General features: G+C 33.4%; 20 protein-coding genes. 1 reads left to right on the forward strand and 19 read right to left on the reverse strand.

Going from position 1 to position 15,067, the window contains the following annotated elements; all coding sequences use genetic code 11:
* Window positions 1-52: 52 nt before the first annotated feature.
* The 8 genes from C661_RS0118110 to C661_RS0118145 all read right to left on the reverse strand — a co-directional run bounded on the left by C661_RS0118110 (window position 53) and on the right by C661_RS0118145 (window position 6,322).
* On the reverse strand, window positions 53-460 hold the full coding sequence (locus C661_RS0118110; protein ID WP_017416752.1) for a type II toxin-antitoxin system HicB family antitoxin: 408 nt from the start codon (window positions 458-460) through the stop codon (window positions 53-55).
* Between the two features lie 53 nt (window positions 461-513).
* Window positions 514-696, reverse strand: a complete 183-nt coding sequence (locus C661_RS0118115; RefSeq protein WP_017416753.1) for a type II toxin-antitoxin system HicA family toxin — start codon at window positions 694-696, stop codon at window positions 514-516.
* A 180-nt stretch (window positions 697-876) separates the two neighbouring features.
* Window positions 877-1,653: an N-acetylmuramoyl-L-alanine amidase gene (locus tag C661_RS22940; RefSeq protein WP_017416754.1), complete on the reverse strand. Its 777-nt coding sequence runs from the start codon at window positions 1,651-1,653 to the stop codon at window positions 877-879.
* Window positions 1,654-1,655: 2 nt separating this feature from the next.
* On the reverse strand, window positions 1,656-1,862 hold the full coding sequence (locus C661_RS0118125) for a hypothetical protein (protein WP_017416755.1): 207 nt from the start codon (window positions 1,860-1,862) through the stop codon (window positions 1,656-1,658).
* Window positions 1,863-1,864: 2 nt separating this feature from the next.
* Window positions 1,865-2,149 carry a hypothetical protein gene (locus tag C661_RS0118130; RefSeq protein WP_017416756.1) on the reverse strand — a complete coding sequence of 95 codons (285 nt, stop codon included), beginning with the start codon at window positions 2,147-2,149 and terminating at the stop codon, window positions 1,865-1,867.
* Window positions 2,150-2,233: 84 nt separating this feature from the next.
* Window positions 2,234-2,485: a hypothetical protein gene (locus C661_RS0118135; RefSeq protein ID WP_017416757.1), complete on the reverse strand. Its 252-nt coding sequence runs from the start codon at window positions 2,483-2,485 to the stop codon at window positions 2,234-2,236.
* Window positions 2,486-2,509: 24 nt separating this feature from the next.
* Complete coding sequence (locus tag C661_RS0118140; RefSeq protein WP_017416758.1) at window positions 2,510-5,236, reverse strand: hypothetical protein; 2,727 nt, start codon at window positions 5,234-5,236, stop codon at window positions 2,510-2,512.
* Between the two features lie 12 nt (window positions 5,237-5,248).
* Window positions 5,249-6,322: a hypothetical protein gene (locus C661_RS0118145; RefSeq protein ID WP_017416759.1), complete on the reverse strand. Its 1,074-nt coding sequence runs from the start codon at window positions 6,320-6,322 to the stop codon at window positions 5,249-5,251.
* A 71-nt stretch (window positions 6,323-6,393) separates the two neighbouring features.
* Between C661_RS0118145 and C661_RS0118150 the strand changes: the two genes are divergently transcribed.
* Window positions 6,394-6,600 (forward strand): hypothetical protein, encoded by a 207-nt coding sequence (locus tag C661_RS0118150; protein ID WP_017416760.1) that lies wholly within the window; start codon window positions 6,394-6,396, stop codon window positions 6,598-6,600.
* Window position 6,601: 1 nt separating this feature from the next.
* Here C661_RS0118150 and C661_RS24465 read toward each other — a convergent pair whose 3' ends face one another.
* From C661_RS24465 to C661_RS0118205, 11 genes are read right to left on the reverse strand one after another with little or no spacing between them, the layout of a single operon-like run.
* Window positions 6,602-6,733, reverse strand: coding sequence for a hypothetical protein (locus tag C661_RS24465; protein WP_017416761.1), 132 nt, complete (start codon window positions 6,731-6,733; stop codon window positions 6,602-6,604).
* Window positions 6,734-6,748: 15 nt separating this feature from the next.
* Window positions 6,749-8,488, reverse strand: a complete 1,740-nt coding sequence (locus C661_RS22310; RefSeq protein WP_017416762.1) for a phage tail spike protein — start codon at window positions 8,486-8,488, stop codon at window positions 6,749-6,751.
* A gap of 11 nt (window positions 8,489-8,499) precedes the next feature.
* The gene (locus C661_RS0118165; RefSeq protein ID WP_017416763.1) at window positions 8,500-9,198 is read right to left on the reverse strand and encodes a distal tail protein Dit; all 699 of its coding nucleotides are present in this window, start codon (window positions 9,196-9,198) and stop codon (window positions 8,500-8,502) included.
* Between the two features lie 2 nt (window positions 9,199-9,200).
* The gene (locus C661_RS22945; protein WP_017416764.1) at window positions 9,201-12,482 is read right to left on the reverse strand and encodes a phage tail tape measure protein; all 3,282 of its coding nucleotides are present in this window, start codon (window positions 12,480-12,482) and stop codon (window positions 9,201-9,203) included.
* 12 nt (window positions 12,483-12,494) lie between these two features.
* Complete coding sequence (locus C661_RS24065) at window positions 12,495-12,653, reverse strand: hypothetical protein (protein WP_192812676.1); 159 nt, start codon at window positions 12,651-12,653, stop codon at window positions 12,495-12,497.
* Window positions 12,654-12,712: 59 nt separating this feature from the next.
* Window positions 12,713-13,045, reverse strand: coding sequence for a hypothetical protein (locus C661_RS0118180; RefSeq protein ID WP_017416765.1), 333 nt, complete (start codon window positions 13,043-13,045; stop codon window positions 12,713-12,715).
* A gap of 54 nt (window positions 13,046-13,099) precedes the next feature.
* The gene (locus C661_RS0118185) at window positions 13,100-13,684 is read right to left on the reverse strand and encodes a major tail protein (RefSeq protein ID WP_017416766.1); all 585 of its coding nucleotides are present in this window, start codon (window positions 13,682-13,684) and stop codon (window positions 13,100-13,102) included.
* On the reverse strand, window positions 13,685-14,050 hold the full coding sequence (locus tag C661_RS0118190) for a hypothetical protein (RefSeq protein WP_017416767.1): 366 nt from the start codon (window positions 14,048-14,050) through the stop codon (window positions 13,685-13,687).
* A gap of 8 nt (window positions 14,051-14,058) precedes the next feature.
* Window positions 14,059-14,445: an HK97-gp10 family putative phage morphogenesis protein gene (locus C661_RS0118195; protein WP_242826014.1), complete on the reverse strand. Its 387-nt coding sequence runs from the start codon at window positions 14,443-14,445 to the stop codon at window positions 14,059-14,061.
* The gene (locus C661_RS0118200; RefSeq protein WP_017416769.1) at window positions 14,412-14,747 is read right to left on the reverse strand and encodes a phage head closure protein; all 336 of its coding nucleotides are present in this window, start codon (window positions 14,745-14,747) and stop codon (window positions 14,412-14,414) included. The genes C661_RS0118195 and C661_RS0118200 overlap by 34 nt, the downstream gene beginning before the upstream one ends.
* Window positions 14,744-15,025: a head-tail connector protein gene (locus C661_RS0118205; RefSeq protein ID WP_017416770.1), complete on the reverse strand. Its 282-nt coding sequence runs from the start codon at window positions 15,023-15,025 to the stop codon at window positions 14,744-14,746. Before C661_RS0118205 ends, C661_RS0118200 begins: the two co-directional genes overlap by 4 nt.
* Window positions 15,026-15,067 lie beyond the last annotated feature (42 nt).

A 15,067-nucleotide genomic window follows, 5' to 3' on the forward strand; every position in this document is an offset into this window, starting at 1 on the left:
GAAGTCTCTATGAAACTAGAGACTTCCTTTAACTTTAAACTTTTTTAACCTATTATATTTTTCTTGATAAGTTTAAATGTTCAATTATACCTCTTTGCAGAATTTGAGAGAAGTTAACCTTATTCTCTTCTGCTATTTTTTTCATCCAATATGGCAAAGTAACAGTTTTGTTGACTGATTTATTATTCATTTCTTCTCTTACTGGAACCATATTAACTAACACTGGAACTACAAAACTACCTTTTTCAATTTGAATATTCTCAGGCTTAGTTGCTTCAGGAATACTTTCATTATCTTCCTCCATGCTCCAAATCCAAAGCTCTAAAACTTCTTTTGCCATTACTATACCTTCTTCAAGTGTTTTCCCTTCAGTGATGCACCCTGGTAGGTCGGGGAATGTTATGCAATAACCTTCTTTTTCTCCTTGTTCAAATACTGCTGGAAACATATATTTATCCAACTTAAAACCTCCTAATTAAATTTTATCTATATATTAACCTCTAACAAGGAGGGCTATTTGAGCCCTGCTTGTTTCAAGATTGTGTTTAATGTTTTTATATCTAAGTCTGTGTTATGATAAGGAACTGTGACCTTACCTTTGTTGATTTGATGTTTAAACTGTTTGTGTGAACCTCTTTGTGCTACTTCAAACCAACCATTTTTTTCTAAGATTTTTATTATTTCTTTTGGCTTCATCCATCACCCTCCCTACAATTATAGTATAACACGTGTTTATAACACGTGTCAACATATTTTATTAAAATAATTCCCATAAATTCAATGAAATATTATAATTTATTTGCGTGTATTCCGTATATTTAAGCATAAAAAAAGAAGGTAGACTCTAAAAATAGAGTCTACCTTCTTTTTTTTAAACTAATCTTTTTTTATATATTTTGCAGATGCATATCCACTTGCTTTGCCATTGTTGTAATACACTAAATACCAGCCATCTCTTAGTTCTCCAAGTTCTACTTTAGCACCACTTTTTAAAGTGTCCCAAATATCATAGTTAGTGCCTCTTCCAGCACGAACATTTAACTCTGTTGCGGTAACAGTTCCGTATTGGATATTTTGTTGTAGATTAGATTGCCTAATTGCTATTCCTAAGTGATTTAAGATTCCATAAGCTATTGTTCTACCCATAGCCTTTTGTTCATCTACAGTATCGAATAACTGCCTATCTACTGCATTATCTATAAATCCCCCTTCTACAATTACAGCATCCATTCTTGTGTTTTTAATTACATAGTAGTAATCTTTATTATCTTGACCTCGTTTTTCGTATATCTTTATTGTATTTTGCCCTAATGATTTCATTGCTGCAGCTATACTATTTGCAAGTGCTAATCCTTTATTTCTATAGATAGAGTGAATAACTTCCCCTCTGTCGCCCCCTCCAGCATTGTAATGGATAGAAATAAAATAATCAGCTCCCCACTCATTAGCCATTCTAACTCTTTCAGCTAAAGATACAGTTTTGTCAATATCCCTAGAAGTCATTACTTCAATATCATACTGTTCAAGAATGTTTTTACACTCTAGTCCAGTAATTAAATTCATAGCCTTTTCAATTAATGCTCCACTTACGGCTCCTGAATCACTTCCACCATGGCCAAAATCTAAGAATATCTTTATTTTTATTATACTCATAACTATTTTCCCTCCCTATTTGCTTGTCTAGCAGTACTTTGACCAAAATAAAAAGCAATTACTAAACTAAATACAGTTAAGAATTGCTCTGCTGCTAAACTTTTTGTAATTGATAAGTAACAAAATACTAAAGTCAATGTTAGTGCTATAATCTTTTTAATTTCAATAAGGTTCATAAACTTATTAATATTTTTATTTTCTTTATCCATTACTATACACCTTCCTTTTCTACGCCATCTAATCTTTTATGAGCTGATTTAGCAGATTCCTCTACTCTAACTAATCTCTCACTAATATCATTAATTTTTCTATCCTGGGCCTTTATATCAATTCTTATATCATCTACACCTTTGCTTATATAGTCTATTTTAGTTTCTACTTGAGTAAAGCCCTTAGTTTCCTCTTTAGTGTCTTGTTTAAAATTCCTCTTCTGTGTAATAAATGTCCCAAATGCTCCAATGATAGTACAAATTAAACCTATTGTAATTGTCTCCATTTCACACCTTCCTTTTTATAAAAATAGGCAAAATAAAAACACCTTCTTTTGGTGCTCTATCTTGCCTTAAATGGTTATTCTAGATTATATAACAGGTACTCCATATTGAATTGCCAATACTTCACACTCAGCCCTGAACTCATTTACCATTGATTGTACCTGCTCTTTATTCTGTTCAAACACTGATGGTTTTTGAACATCAATTCTGTACTGAATCCCCTTACTCTTTTCAAGTTTACAAGACATCTGAAGAACTACAACATCATTGCCATCTGGATCTTTAGTTGTAATGGCTTTATCTAAACTAATTACACTTTCATCTAATACATTTAACATTTATACTCCACCTTTCAAAATTATTTAAGCTCTTACACTAAATGTGGTTGAAATATATAGTTGACAGTTGTTTTCTAATATAGCATATTGACTATTTCCGCTACCCTTGATTACAACTGTTTCCTTAATATAACCACTTGCTATGTCAGTTACAAGTGAATCCACTGGAAACCAACCACTACCACCAATGCCTCCTCTACTTAAAGAGCAAGGGCTGCCATAAGAAATTAAGGCTCCATCTGAATTTCTTATTCCATAAAGATTTATTGCTACTGGACCATTAACACCATGTGAGGTTGATTTTCTTTGCAGATATATTTGCCCTTTTAGGGTTGCTCCAGTTTTTCTTCCATCTGTCCAACTTTTAATGTTACTAAAATAAGCATAGCCAGTCCAAGGTGCATATGGTGACCATCCAGATTGAGCAAATAGACCAGGGTTATCCCAGTCGCTTCTTATAGAACGATAACTAATAGTGCTAAATGTATGATTTTGTGTTACATCTACAAAGGTAGGTGCTAGTGCTGGATTACAACTTGTTGTTTGCACTGTATTTGTTTTTACTACTAGGCCTCCATAATTTTCTGCGAAACTTCCGTTTGCTGGTATTTGTCCATTAACACCTAAATAAGATCCGCTATATGCTATTCCTGCTAAGTCATTATTACTTCCTCTACAATTATCCATGTAAGCCCTTGATACCATATCAACGGAAATTGGAGATTGATAGTTTGATATATCTGAGTTCGCAAGTATTGCAGTACTTCCTCCTGTAATTCCCAAAAAGTTAGGCCATGTAGATGGCTTTCTAGTTACTACACTTCTAATACCATTTACCCAAACAAGCTTACACTTATTTACCCATACCCCAACCCCATCTGGTACATTACTTGGATTTATCATTGCACCATCATTTGAGTTTATTCCAGTTCTATTACCTTCTATGAATACGGTTATTTCATCATTTGTAAAATTGAACATTCCATTCCAAACAACTGTAGGTGCTAGGTTTATCCGTATAGTTCCAGCTCCTCTAACATCCCATATAGCACAGTATTCACTATAACTTCCACCTGCAACCTCCACAACTAAATTCTGTCCATCATTTAATACCATACATCCATTAAGGGCGTTAAGTATTGCTGCTCTAATACTAGTACATTTATTATTAACATCTCTACCACTACCATCACCGGTCTTTGTTGGAGCTACATATATACTCTTTGTGCCTAACCATGACGCCACTTTTAGAATAGACGGACTCGTAATATCAGATACGAGTAAGGAGGCTACACCATTAATCATACCCAATGAAGCAATAGTGTTATTAAGATTATCTTTTAAATAGAATCCTTCTGATGTCATATTAGTCTTAGTCTCATTTATAGTATGTGAGACTGCTATTCCACATTCATCTATACTTGTTACTCCAGAATAGATTTCACCTACATATGGACGCCATCCAAAGTCAACTGTACCCTCAAATAGTCGCATCTCTGCTACCCATAACACTGAATTGCCACTAGCTCCAGTACCATTATGCCATATAGATACTTGTGCATAAGAGCAATCTATTGGGGTATCTATATCTACTATAACCTCAGTGATGATTCCCTTCGTTGATGTCGTCGAATTAGGCGTGTAAGTTACTGTACCCCCATCAAATAACATGCCTAAAAATGTCACTCCTGCACTTGTAACGTTAGGTTCTAATAACATCTTAACAACTAGCTTATATTTAGTATTGGTTTTAACTTCAAAAGTATCAGAATACCAAAGATTTTCGATGCTCTGATTCACAGGACGATCTAACCCCCAACCCGTTTTAAATGGGGAGCGAGCCTTGAATGTCGCATGTTTGGAATCATATACAGTTATATTCCCCCAATCGGATAAATAAAAATATCTAGTCCCTTCATACCCTCTACTATTCCTGATTAAGTTTATCCCGCTCTTAGAAAATTTAATATCAAGATTTGTGGCTGTTTGTTCAAGTGTACTTAATCTTGTTTCTTGATTCGAAACTGTTTGAGGTGATGTCTGCTTCCATGATAAATCTCTAATATAACTTGTACCAACTTGACCACTATATCTAGGTAGTACTCTAACTCTCATATATACAGCTCTTTGCCTTATGTCAGTACTTGATAGTGCATCTATATATCCTTCAAAAGTATTCCATACGTTCGCTGCAGTATTGCCTACATTAGACAAGTTACTAAAACCTACCGCTGCTTCATTTGTAGCAATTTGAACTTTATCTTTATCATAATAACAACATTGGACATATAAAGTACCAATATTAGTATCCTTATTATGAAGAGATACCTTAAAATATTGAGCTGTGTTTGGATTACAAGCTATATAAGGTGTATAAAGCGAGGTACCATTTACAATTTTAATGTAATTTTGTTCATTTGCATTTCCACCAATTTCTGTCGCTGGAACTATAGTATAAGAACCTAGTAAAAAAGGTTTATTTACTGTTGCTGCATTTCTCATGTACTCTAAATTTAGTAACTCAATACCATTTAATTTAGCCATAGTTCTAGCATTATTAACTGCATTGTCTATGTCACTTGGTGTTACTGAAGCATTTACCCATGCGGAACCATTATATCTTTTTAATAAATTCGGTGTTAAAGAACTATCTAACCATAACTGGTCTTTTACTGGATTTAATGGCGCTGTCGTGCTTATATTAACATCGTTAAAATCTGTTATAGTAAATTGTGCTATACCTTTAGGCATGTGATCCTCTCCTTAGTTTACTTCAACAGAGAATGTTGCCTTTACATCAACATCTGCATCTCCTACTGCCAAAGTTTTTCCTGCTTTAAAGTTAATTCCTGTACCACCAAAGTTAGCTACTAAGGTACCATCTTTATCATATTTGAACCATTTGTAAGTGTATTTTGCTCCTGCAGTATCTATCTCATTTCCAGCTTGATACACTTTAGCAGTTAAAGTAGTACTTCCTACCCCATTTTTAAAAACATCTCCTCCAGTGCTTATTATAGTTACTTGTAATGGATCTGATTGGTCAGCAATAGTTACTGTATCCACAAAAAATTGATTATAGGTATTACTTCCTGAGTCTGTATCTTTAGCAATGCACTTAAATACACCATATACATTTACTGCTGAAGGGTAAATTACTAATATGTTTGAAGTTGTTCCAGTAACCACATTAGCTGCATCTACTAATTTTCTCCAGCCTACTCCACCGCCTTGGTCTGTAGTTACTGAAGAATCCTGCTGATACCATTGATAGCTAACTAAGGTAGAATCAATAACAGAACCTCTCCATAGGTCGCATTGAGCCTTCAGTGAAGCAACTGTACCATTTTTAAATACATTACCATCTGGACACCATGCAACTGCATCAGCTATACCTCCACCATTTACTACCCTAGAAAATGATATAGACATTTTATATATTAAGTCTAGGTTAGTAGAAGGATCTCTGTAGACTATTTTGCACATGAAATCTTTACCTGGAAGTCCAGCCAACACGTTAGTTTTAACAGTAAGAGACTTAGGCTTTGATGCTCCTATAGCATAACTTGCATTAGCTGTAATAATAGTTTCGGTACCATTCGTAACATCATACCAATCTATGGATTGCACTGCTGCATCTGTAATAATGTCGCTTGCAGTTCCAAGTTTAAAAAGTGATGGAGTTAATACTAAATTTCCTGTTGACCAATCAGGATTGTAACTATTGTTATCGGGGTTAAACATTTGAGTTTTTGCTTTATTAGACCCTATATATCCTGTTAAAGTTAATGCGTCATTATAATCGATAATAGTAAATTGACCAGTAGCAATTGCCATATTAACATCTCCTTTTTATTTACTTATTTTGTATTGACATGATAAAATTGTTATTTAGAGGGGGTGATATTATGTTTTCTAAAATTAAAGTGTGCCCATACTGTAAATCACAGAAATTTGATGAACTAAAAACTGACGAAAATAAGATTTATTCATTAGTACAATTTGACGTCATTACAGGAAGACAATCTACGGCTACACCTATAACACTTTATGGTTGTCGTGAGTGTGGACTTCTTACACTTCAATGTAAAGGTATAGATGTTACTGAAGATTAAATTAGTCATAATGGAATACTAGCTCTTCTGCTCCATACTTTGTTTTTTCAATTGTAACTCTAGGCTGAACTTGTTTTTCTAGTTCAGCCACCCTTTTTTCAAGCATTTCAATTTTTTCTAAAAGTTTATCCATAATTTAAACACCTCATTATTCTAAAATTTCACAGTTAAATGTCGCTCTTGTATACACATCATTTTTTGTTATTGTTATTTCTTTTGTTCCACCAAAATGTGAAGCATTCCACAGCTTATCTGCTTCAATATCATTAGATACTCTTGTCCATCTAAACTTATTAGCATCTATAGTGTCAGTTATATCTTCTCTCCCTTTGTAAACCCTTGCAATTAGTTTTGTATTTATAACTCCATTTTTAAAAACAATGCCATTAGTTGAAATTATATCTACAGTATAAGGTTTTATTTCCTCAATTTTTTCCATTACTTTTGAACTTACAGTTAAACTAATGCTTGTATTGGAACTTAAATCAAGGTTTTGACCAAAATCACTAGACACTTGATTAGCTGTAATGGAATGAGCAGCAATAAATTTTCCTAATAAATAGCCATCCATGGTCATAGCAGTTTCATAAGGACCATTAACACCTATATTGCTATATCCTAGGCCATTAAGTCCCCATCTCCAAACTTTTTGTGCTGTCATAATATTGTCAGTATCCATAATCAATATCTCTACTGGTTTATCTTTTGGTCTAAAAACAACATGACCACCCAATGCACCTGTTAATAGCTCTGTGGCATGGTCTATGGCACTTTGCATCTTGGTACCTGTTACAGCATTTTGAAGTAATTCATCAACAGTACTTTTTAAAGAAGATAAACTGCTTAAGGTATTTACAATACTTTCTTTAAAGCTGCCTAACTCAATTTCTTTATATCTTTTAAGCAAGCAATCATACTTATACTTAATTACCTTAGCCTTTAAATCAAATCCATATTTAAGATGCTTTACAGTCACAGTGTCGCAAAGGTATATTCTTTCTAAAACTGCATAGTCCTTATATTCTTCTGTTTTACTCAGTTCTATAAAGTCAACTTTGTAATTAGCTACAGGAATATCTACTTTATTAACACTAAATTCCTGCTGTGCCCTTGCTCTAAGTTGATCTATAGCTATAGCTTCAGTTATTCCATTTTCTACATCAATTTTTATATCTGAATACTCTATTTTTCTTATTTTAGGATGAGGGTAATTATTTATATAAGGACTATCTACATACTTCTCAGGAAGAAATAATCCATCATATCCCTGGGGCATTATGCGAGTTATAACAGAATCTAATTTAAGATCTTCTTCAATTGCTAAAAGGTTTTTACCATACCTAATAGCTACTCCTCTGTCTTGCCCTCTGTTTTGAAGAAGTTTAATTAAAAAGTTATCCCTTTCTAATTCCCCTCCCCATCTACCAAGGACTCCATCCTCAGAGAATATAACCTCTACAGGATTCCTTCTAACAAAATAGGCTGTTTTGGGTACGGGTACATCACTAATAGAATTAAAGCTATGTGGGTATTGTGTTGAAGATAATATTCTATTTAAAGCTCCAGCACCATCAGTGTTTGTAGGTCTGCAATCCTCAATGAAATTATCAATTAAGTCATAAAAAATATGTCTAGCAAATATTCTTATGCCAAACATATTTTTATATTTCCCATATATTCTAAATAATTGTTCACCTGTTGGAGTTGGAGCCTTAATTATATTTTCATCTATAAGGTTCTTCCATTTTCCATTTAAATCAAAAGGATGCTCTAATTCTAGTTCAAACATTCCATTTCTTTCTTCTGCTACCTCACACAATGTAGGTATAAGAGGAGTAATACCATTATTATTAAAATTCGTTGTTTTGCTGTCATATACACAGATCAAGTTATCCCCTCCTATAGGAAAGCTTCTCTATAAGTTATTTCTATCTTGGTTACATTTCCTATGAAGTCAATGATGTTTTCTCCTGGCTTTAAAATAGGAAATTCACCATGCATTTTATTATTTTGAAGCATTATATCCTTATATGCATCCTCTAATAAACCATCAATGGTTATATAATCTGCTATTTGTTCAAGAATAATATTTTCATTATTAACGGTTAAAGTTATATCTCCTTGACCATAAACATTAATCAATGGTTTAACCTCTGCAGTACCGCTATAATTAAAAGAATTATTACTAGTTGTTATTGTTCTAATAATTTCATTGCCATATTTAAAAGGTTCACATATAAAATTCACTGAAAATCTTCCAAATTTTTTTAATGACATTTCTATATTACTTGACTTTATAGCCTTAACTTTAAAGATTATATTTGGTATATGAGAAAAGAATAATATTCCTGAGCCTGTTAGCCAGCTACGTATATAGCTACTTCTTGTAAATATATCTCCAGTATTATCTATAAGACCAAATTCAACTGGTATAGATATATCTTTATATCCTTTCCTGTTTACTGTTAATGATCCATGTCTACCCTCAATTTTAATAAACTCAATATCCTCTTCTGGCATTGGAATGTTTGGCTTTTTTTCCATTATTAAATTAAACTTATTATATGAATTAGTATTATTAAAATCTAAAGTAAGCATTACTATGGCCTCCTTCCATATGACAGGGAGATTTTATTTCCTATAAAACCCAATTCTTCATTCACATAGGGAGCAACTAATCTTGAAATCTCTCGACCATCAATATTTACAGGAATTATTATTGTTTGTTCTCCATTTCCTGAAAAACTCATATTATCTAGAACACTTGACGCAACTTTACTAGCTACACTTTCAGCTGTTTTCATTACTAAATCTTCACTTGCCTCATGATTATAAATTCGTGTACTCCTTGGTAAATCATATACTTCATAACCTTTTTCATGCAATGTTGTAAGACCACCTTGAAAGCTCCTATTTCCTGTCCAGTTCCCATCTATTGCTGAGGATGATTGCCCTCTACGAGCAGTTGGATTAACTTCATATGAGAAATTTTTATTTTCTGGTTTCCATCCATTCCACCATCTTTTAAGTTTATCCCACCAATTTAATATCTTACCTGTAGATGTATCTACTTGTTTTTCTAAATCTGAATTCATTCCCCTCATTTTTTCAATTGCATCCATTCTAGTTCTTTCAGCATTTTCAATGATACCATCCTTTTGTCTTTTAGCTTCTGCAATCATTTTATCTGCCTGCTCTTGTGATTTTATGACACCTTCTGACTTCATCTTCTCAATTAAGGCAATTCTTTTTTCATATTCACTGTTAGCTGTAGCAACTGCCTTATCTCTACTTTCATTTAGTTTAGATATATGTTGTGCTGCCTGTTCAGCAGTCACCCTTCCATCATAATCTTTCATTCTTTGAAGAATTATTTTAGCTTCAACTTCATTTTCGGATAAAGCAGAAATTGATTTTTCTTTCATTTTTCCTCTCCACATAGTAACTGTTTCATATTCGCTTTGAGTTAACTCTCTGTGCTCAGCTGAAGCCCTATCTAAAATACTTTTAATCTGAGTTTCTGCATTATTAACTGTAGTCTCTTGATCAATATAATACTGATTCATACTAGTTAATATTTCTTGCTGCTCTGTATCAGTGATACTTTTAGTCTGATTAAATAGTTCTGTAGTTTCTTGTATAGCTGTATCTTTCTGCTTTCTATATCCTTCAATGACCATATTACTCATTTCATTAAATTTAGCTGTAGTAGTGTTTTTTATTTCATCAGTTATTGTAGTAGAGTTAATATACAAACTATCTAACTCCGCCTTAACACCATTGTCAAGCTCCATGTATGCTCCTACAGCTTGTTTAGTTCCTTCGCTAATAGATATTACTGTAGAAGTCATAGATGTGTTTGCTTTACCTTCAAAGTTTTCCATAGCTTGTGCGCTATGTTCTACTGAGTCAGCAAATAAATCTACTGAAGGAACTACTTCTTGGGACATTGCTTTATGAATACCATAACCTACTCCCACAACTGCAGCTCCAGCTAGTAACCATGGGGCAACTGCTAATGTTGCGGCTCCAAGCCCACCAGCTAATGCTCCCATTCCTGTTGTTCCACCAGCTACAGCTCCTGCAGCTCCTACTGCACCTGTTGCAGTGCTTGCTATTCCCATTGCGCCAGTTAGTTTGCTTAATCCTCCTGCTATACTTCCTACAGTTGATATTACTCCTCCACCAACTTTAAGAACTCCGCCTAAACCTACAGTTAATGCTGCAGTTTTTAAAATAGTTTCTTGTGTTTCAGGTGGTAAAGCTGCAAATTTATCAGCTAACTTCCCAATCGAATCAGCTACCTTAATTATTGTTGGGGCAAGGGATTGACCTAATTTAATTCCTGCTGTTTCAAGACTTCCCATCATCTGTTCAACACTAGCCTTAGCATTATCTTGCATGGTGTTCGCCATATTCTTAGCAGCACCATCACTACTTAAAAGGCTTTGAGTAAGTTTGTCTAGCTCCTGAGGACCAGCCTTAATAAGAGTTAACATACCCGACATTGCTTCTTGTCCAAAGATAGTACTTATAGCCTGTTGTTTCTGTTTATCAGTTAAACTTTCAGTTGATTTTCCTAGTCTTTCTATTAAGTCTTTTAATGAAACTAACTTACCTTCACTGTCAAAAGCATTAAATCCAATTTCCTTCATTGCTCCTGCTGCTTCCTTTGAAGGATCTGCTAGTCTACTTAAAGCTCCTCTTAAAGTAGTTCCAGCCTGTGAACCTTTAATTCCTGCATTTGCCATGATTCCTATAGCTGCTGTAACTTCTTCTAAACTTCTTCCCATTGAACTAGCGAGTGGAGCCACATACTTCATAGCTTCTCCAGTATCTGAAACAGCTGCATTTGTAGCACTAGCATTCTTTGCTAACACATCGGCTACATGACCAGCCTTATCAGCTGCCAATCCAAACCCTCGTAATGTACTAGCGGCTATATCAGCACTATTTGCTAAGTCTTCACCGCTACTAGCTGCTAAATCTAACATACCAGGCATAGCTTGCATTATTTCAGTGACATTAAAACCAGCACTAGCTAAGTTCTCCATGCCTTGTGCAGATTGTTTGGCACTAAATGAGGTACTAGCTCCTAATTCTAATGCTTGTTTCTTTAGTTTTTCAAACTCATCTCCTGTTGCCTCTGAAATTGCCTTAACTCTGGACATTTGAGAATCAAAGTCCATTCCTACTTTTGCAGCTGCTATTCCAACCCCTATGAGTGGTGCTGATAGTCTTAAAATTTTATCTCCTGCAGCACTAGCAGTACTTCCTACCTTTTGAAAGTGCTCTCCACTCTCCTTTAAAGCAGCACTAGCTCCAAGCCATTTATTTTCACTTTTAGCAAGTTCAGCATTAGTTTGCTTAAGTTGATTTTCCATTTTGACAAGACCTTCATCAGCTTTGTTCATTTGAGTTGTATAATAGTTTATTTGTTTTGCATTGCTCTCAATTTGATTGCCCTTATTCTTATATTCCTGTCCTAATGCTTTAAGCTCTGCCCTAGATTTTCCAGCCTCTTCGCTCTCTTTTCCATACTGCTTAATTATTTCTTGGTGGGCCATTCCTAAGTCTTTAAGTTTATCTTTAAGTTCATCTCTAGCCTTTATATTGCCATTCATTTTCTCTGTAGTTTTTTGCATGCTTTGGCTCCAAATATCTACCTTTTGTCTTTGAATATCTATTTGTTTGCTAAGACTTTCAGAAGTATATTTAAGTTTTTCTGTTTCTTTGCCAAAGCCAACTAATCGTTCAGTACCAGCTTTAAACTCACTTTGAACCATAGCCAATTGTGAGTTTACTCCTTTAAGAGAATTATTAAAACCTGAAGAATCTAGCACCATCTTGGCTGTTATTCGTTTTTCAACATCATTTGCCACTATCCCACCTCCTTAAAGCCATGAAAGTTCATCTATGGAATATACTCTATTATCTTCACTACCATCTGATTTAACTTTCCAGTCATTAAATTCAACGTGTATATTCCATAAAGTAATTATTTCTTTAGGATAGCTCCTTAAAAATTCTTCTCTAGTAAAATTGAGGTGCACTTTTGATACATAAAGATACCAGTCAAAATCAAGTAAATCCTTAGATTCTGACTGGCTTTTTAGTTTTTTTCGTTATTTCCACCATTACTATCTAGTAAAATACTTCCTGTAATCATGTTGATTCCTATTAGATCTAATAGCTTCATAGTTGGTAAATCAAAACTAAAACTTTTTAAAAGTTCTTCTTCTGAAAAATCTTTCTCAACACATGAGCAACTTAATATTTTTATTAAGCATTCATATTCATTCTTTTGTGATAAATAATTATTAAAAATCTCTAATGCATTTTCATATTTATTATTAAATTTAATTAGAGCCTTGAAATCTAGCCTAAAAGTATAGACTTTCTCACCTATCTCTATTTTATATTCCTTTATGTCTCCTACGTTCATATAAATCTTCCTCTCTACAAAAAACTAGGATAGAGTTTCCTCTATCCTGAAATGCTAAGGTGTTGCTTGTTTTGCTGTTGGTATAATAACAGTATTAAAGAATGTTGTTCCTAAATCTATTGGTGCATCTGGATCATCTTCATCTACTGCATATTTCCACATTCCATTATTTTTTAACGGTTGGAAAGTTGCTGTAACCTTGTTAGTCTGAAAATCTGTTTTGCCTTCTCTTTGTTTTGTAGAATCATCTGGCTCTACAAGCTTGCCTTTATAATAAACTCTATATGCCTTTTTACCATTGCTTTTTGTAGCCTCATATAAAACCGCTACATATGGTGCAATATCATTTGACTTAGCAATTATTCCACCCTCAGCTGCAATAGCATGACCTAAATATTTTGCATGCTGCGCATTAGTAAAGTCTGCTAAATCAAAATCTATCTCTATATCCTCTAGTGATGTATCTTGCTCCCATACTTTACCTTCTGCATAAAGTTTCTCTGTGTTAGCTTTTACCTTAGCATTAAATTCTCTTATACCTGGTATATACTCAGGTTTTGCAAAAAGTAACTTTCCAGTACCTATATCGTCTTCTGTAATAGTTGCAAGAAATAATCTATCTATGTTTACTCTAGCCATTTAAATTCCTCCTTCAATTTTAGTAGTATAAATAAAACGCATGGGTTTATGATATAATTGGGTATCTTCCTCATATAAGTCAGCGCCACCAGTTCTCTCAAAGCCTGCGTTTATCATTTTTTCTTTTATTTTATTTTCAAGTTCTGTATAGTCTTCTTTAGAAAAAATATCAATCTGAACATAGTAATTAGTTGCTACTTCCTTTCCCTCTGACCATGCAGCTCCATCCTCATCAAATATTTCATATTCAACGTAAGGTGGAATAGGATCTAAAGCATGAAGAAAATGAACTTTTTTATCACTAGTTAGATTTAATATTTCATCATTACTTAACACTTGTTTTATATATTGTTTAATATTAAACATATAAGCACCTACCTTAGCAATTCTTGACTTAAAATTGCAATAGCTTCATTTTGAGTTTTATTAACACTTCTTTCAAAGAATCCTACATTAGCCTTTTGTTGTGATGTACCAAACTCTTGAAATATATCGTAAAATTTTCTCATTCTAACTGTTCCTATTGTAGCAAATCCCTCTTTTTTAACATTTTTAACAACAGAGCCTCTAAGTTTACCAGTTCTATGAGGTGTATTTTTCTTTACTTCAGAAAGGATTGGTGTTAATGCCTTATTCATAGCTTTTTTCTCATCAGCTTCAGTAATAGTCATATCCTGCAATAAGTTTTCTATTTCTTTAAATCCTTCTATATGAATACCATTATTCACTATATCACCTCTATAGCCTTTATTTTTATCCATTTATTTTCATATCGTATGTTATCTACAAAAGTTATATTGAAAACTCTATCCTTCCACTTAATTCTATAAGTTTTAGAGTTAAGTTCTTCAAACTCCTTTGAATATCTTATGATAACTTCTACCGTATTTTCAGAGTTTATTGTTTTTGCTGCCCAAAATTCCTTCCCAAATAAATTATTAATTGAACCCCAAATAGTCTTATAATCTGAATATCCATCAGCTTTTGTAGGAAATCCATTATCGTTAGTTTCTACAGGTCCACATTTTTGAACTGTAATTCTCTTATCTAGTTTTATATTCATATAACCACTTCCATTAATGATAGCTTATTAAATATGGTTTCAACAATTTTGTCTCTTTTTATATTTTCACTTATTGTTGTAGCCCTATTTTCATACATATCATAAATTAACTTTCTTTGTACCAGGGATGCCAACTTAGCTCCATTTGGGATAACCTTGTAGTTAGTACCACAACACTCGTCAATATAAATTTCGCTTATTTCTATTAAGTCTGTAATATAGTTATTATCTTCATCATAATCTACCCTAAGATAGCTTTTTACCTCTTCTAAAGTCATTTCCCATCCCTCCTAGAATTAGAAAATAAGGGATGAACCCTT

Source organism: Clostridium tunisiense TJ (assembly GCF_000300195.1).
GTDB classification, from domain to species: Bacteria; Bacillota; Clostridia; order Clostridiales; family Clostridiaceae; genus Clostridium_J; species Clostridium_J tunisiense.

Coding starts and splice junctions, on each gene's coding strand:
- C661_RS0118115 (WP_017416753.1), bottom strand. CDS start 696: ATGAAGCCAAAAGAAATAATAAAAATCTTAGAAAAAAATGGTTGGTTT.
- C661_RS22940 (WP_017416754.1), bottom strand. CDS start 1,653: ATGAGTATAATAAAAATAAAGATATTCTTAGATTTTGGCCATGGTGGA.
- C661_RS0118125 (WP_017416755.1), bottom strand. CDS start 1,862: ATGGATAAAGAAAATAAAAATATTAATAAGTTTATGAACCTTATTGAA.
- C661_RS0118130 (WP_017416756.1), bottom strand. CDS start 2,149: ATGGAGACAATTACAATAGGTTTAATTTGTACTATCATTGGAGCATTT.
- C661_RS0118135 (WP_017416757.1), bottom strand. CDS start 2,485: ATGTTAAATGTATTAGATGAAAGTGTAATTAGTTTAGATAAAGCCATT.
- C661_RS0118140 (WP_017416758.1), bottom strand. CDS start 5,236: ATGCCTAAAGGTATAGCACAATTTACTATAACAGATTTTAACGATGTT.
- C661_RS0118145 (WP_017416759.1), bottom strand. CDS start 6,322: ATGGCAATTGCTACTGGTCAATTTACTATTATCGATTATAATGACGCA.
- C661_RS0118150 (WP_017416760.1), top strand. CDS start 6,394: ATGTTTTCTAAAATTAAAGTGTGCCCATACTGTAAATCACAGAAATTT.
- C661_RS24465 (WP_017416761.1), bottom strand. CDS start 6,733: ATGGATAAACTTTTAGAAAAAATTGAAATGCTTGAAAAAAGGGTGGCT.
- C661_RS0118165 (WP_017416763.1), bottom strand. CDS start 9,198: ATGCTTACTTTAGATTTTAATAATACTAATTCATATAATAAGTTTAAT.
- C661_RS0118180 (WP_017416765.1), bottom strand. CDS start 13,045: ATGAACGTAGGAGACATAAAGGAATATAAAATAGAGATAGGTGAGAAA.
- C661_RS0118185 (WP_017416766.1), bottom strand. CDS start 13,684: ATGGCTAGAGTAAACATAGATAGATTATTTCTTGCAACTATTACAGAA.
- C661_RS0118190 (WP_017416767.1), bottom strand. CDS start 14,050: ATGTTTAATATTAAACAATATATAAAACAAGTGTTAAGTAATGATGAA.
- C661_RS0118195 (WP_242826014.1), bottom strand. CDS start 14,445: ATGGATAAAAATAAAGGCTATAGAGGTGATATAGTGAATAATGGTATT.
- C661_RS0118200 (WP_017416769.1), bottom strand. CDS start 14,747: ATGAATATAAAACTAGATAAGAGAATTACAGTTCAAAAATGTGGACCT.
- C661_RS0118205 (WP_017416770.1), bottom strand. CDS start 15,025: ATGACTTTAGAAGAGGTAAAAAGCTATCTTAGGGTAGATTATGATGAA.